This is a genomic window from Flavobacterium sp., from assembly GCF_035456085.1.
Lineage (GTDB): Bacteria > Bacteroidota > Bacteroidia > Flavobacteriales > Flavobacteriaceae > Flavobacterium.
Map to the genome: position 1 here is coordinate 1 of NZ_DATIDY010000099.1, position 2,896 is coordinate 2,896.

At 32.5% G+C, this 2,896-nt stretch carries 2 protein-coding genes; both read left to right on the forward strand.

All coding sequences use genetic code 11. The features are described 5' to 3' along the window. Positions 1-307: DUF8694 domain-containing protein (locus VLC96_RS07575; RefSeq protein WP_325261840.1), on the forward strand; the 307-nt coding region annotated here is incomplete at its 5' end. A 99-nt stretch (positions 308-406) separates the two neighbouring features. Further along, positions 407-2,896: DUF8693 domain-containing protein (locus tag VLC96_RS07580; RefSeq protein ID WP_491700816.1), on the forward strand; the 2,490-nt coding region annotated here is incomplete at its 3' end.

The following is a 2,896-nucleotide window of genomic DNA, read 5'->3' on the forward strand; positions in this document are numbered from 1 at the left end:
CGGCACTTTTGATGACCGGTTTGTAATCAAATTTATTAATAATGATTTGGGTGTTAATGATTTTGATAAAACTTCCAAAGACCTAATCGTTGCTGTAAAAAACAAAACCATTTCTGTGAATGCGCAAGCAGAAAGAATCGAAAAAATCTTGGTTTATGACATTTCAGGAAAATTGATTTATAACAAAAATAAAATAGGGAATTCCAGTTTTGATTTTTCAATTGCAAAAACTAACAATCAGGTCTTGTTAGTAAAAACCCAATTGGAAAATGGACATTCTACAGACAGGAAAGTTTTTTTGCATTAAACAATAAACTAGGTATTTTTTTACTCCAAAATAAATTTAGCTTTTCCTACAATAACATTTTTTCAGTATAAGACATTTTATAAACTAAACTCAAATAATATGAAAACAAAATTATTTTTTAGTGTATTGGTGGTGTTTTTCGTTCATGGTTTTGGTTTTGGGCAATCGACTTTCACCTCTATAAAAACGGGCAATTGGGAAGACCCAACTACTTGGAATTATACAAATACGGGAGTTAATGATGAGGATGGTATTCCCGATTCGGATGATGAAGTAATCTTGACTGGTGATTATACAATTACAGTTAATGGTGATTCTCAATGCAAGTCATTACTAAGTCAGAACAGTGTTCTAGATATCCTTTCAGGAGAATTATCTGTAAATGGTAAAGTAGAAATTAAAGCATCAAATTCAAAAAATATAACTGCAGTATTCAGAGGATTAGGGCGTTTAATATGCAATTCATTTGATTTAGGAAACTTATCAGAAGATACTAAAACTGCAAATTATACAACAATAGTAAAAAGTACAATTTCACTTCTTTCTATTGATGGTGACTTAACGATTTATAGTAGTTCTTATGATAATACATATACAAACAATGCTACATTCAGTCTCGAAAATGGTGGAGTCGGTTTAGTTGGGCAAATCAAAACAATTAATGAGAATAAAGGCATTACAACTCCTACTCCTAATAATCTAAGTAGATCAACATTTACAAATGAAATTAATTTAGGAAGAAGAACATTAGTATTGGTCAGTAGTGAATCTTTATCATTGAGTGAAAAGGGAACAAATTTAATTGTCCTAGACGGAACAAATTCTGAGGTTAATTATTCATTAATTGGTCCCCAAAATATTATAGCTGTTGATTATTATGATCTAAATTTATATTCACCAGGAGTTAAAACATTCCCAAATTCTCCAATTAATATTAAAAATATTTTAACCCTCCATCGAAACAGATATGAACCCGAGGTTGATTTAGGTTCGAATGTAACTCATACGGCAGGATCTTTGGTATTAATCGGTGATAGATTGTACGAAACAGCAATTGAACAATTAAATGGAACATATGGTGGATACACCTCCTCAGCGACAAATATAATTGGAAACTATTTCGTTAATAACACAGGAATTGTTAAGGTTGGAAAACCTTGTACTGGTCCAACTAAAACTTGGAATGGAGTAAGTTGGTCTGGAGGAACTTCGCCAATAAGTAGTGATCAAATTATTTTTGATGGAAATTATAGTTCGTCAGGCGATTTATTAGGCTGTAATTGTACTGTAAATTCAGGAAATGTGATTTTCAATACTGGTAATACCTTGACTCTTACAAACGAAGTTTCAGTTTTGGGAGGGACTCTGACTTTTGAAAATAATTCTATTCTGATTCAAAAAAATGCTGTAACCAATACTGGAATTATAACCTATAAGCATAATAGCAATGAGTTATATAAAAATGATTATATGGTGTGGTCTTCTCCTGTTTCTGGAATGATACCGCGTGTTTTGTCGCCTAATACAGAGGAAAATGGATTCCGCCTTTTTAATGGTGATACTTGGTATTTTTATGATGGAACTTATGGTCCAGGTGCAGGTATGGCAGCCGCAATAATGGCTCCTAAAACGTATAGCGATACGGCACCAACAGTCTTCCCAGCCGAGTTTAAAGGGATACCTAACAATGGTGATATTCAAGTTCAAAGTATAAATGCTTTTCTCGGGAATGAAGACTTAAAACCCTGGCAGTTAATAGGTAATCCCTATCCTTCAGCATTAGATTTAAATGCATTTTTTGAAAGAAATTATAATTTACCTCGAGTCGTATATTTTTGGGTAAATAGCTCAAAGCCTAATACCATCCAATACAAATATAAAAGTGCTGATTATGCCTGTTATAATGATACTGGTAGAGTTTCAACTGATAACGACATAGTTTCCGATATTCAATTACTTAGACCAACTCAAGCTTTTTTTGTAAAAAGCCCAACCCAATCCCCTATTGTTTTTAGAAATTCTATGCGTGTTAGTGGTACTATTTCTCCGTTTTTTAAATTGAGCAAAAAAGTGGATACCGAAAAAAGCAGATTATGGCTAAATTTAACCAATTCAGAAGGATTGTTCAAGCAAATTTTAATTGGATATGTGCCCATTCCAGATACTTCTTTTAATACTTCATATAATGCAATTGATTTTAATAACAATAAATATGCAGATTTCTATAGCGCCCCTAATCACGATTTTCCAGAAAATCGTTTAGTTATCCAAGGTATTCTTCGTCCCTTTACAGATACAGATGAATTTCCGTTAGGCTTCATGGTCAATTTAGAAAAACAACCTGCTGTGGCAAGTCAATTCACAATAAGTATTAGCCATACTGATGGTGATTTTGATAACCAAGCTGTCTACTTATATGATAAAATAAATAATAGCACGAATGATTTACGCAAAGGTGGCTATACTTTTTCGAGTGTTGACGGCACTTTTGATGACCGGTTTGTAATCAAATTTATTAATAATGATTTGGGTGTTAATGATTTTGATAAAACTTCCAAAGACCTAATCGTTGCTGTAAAAAACAAAACC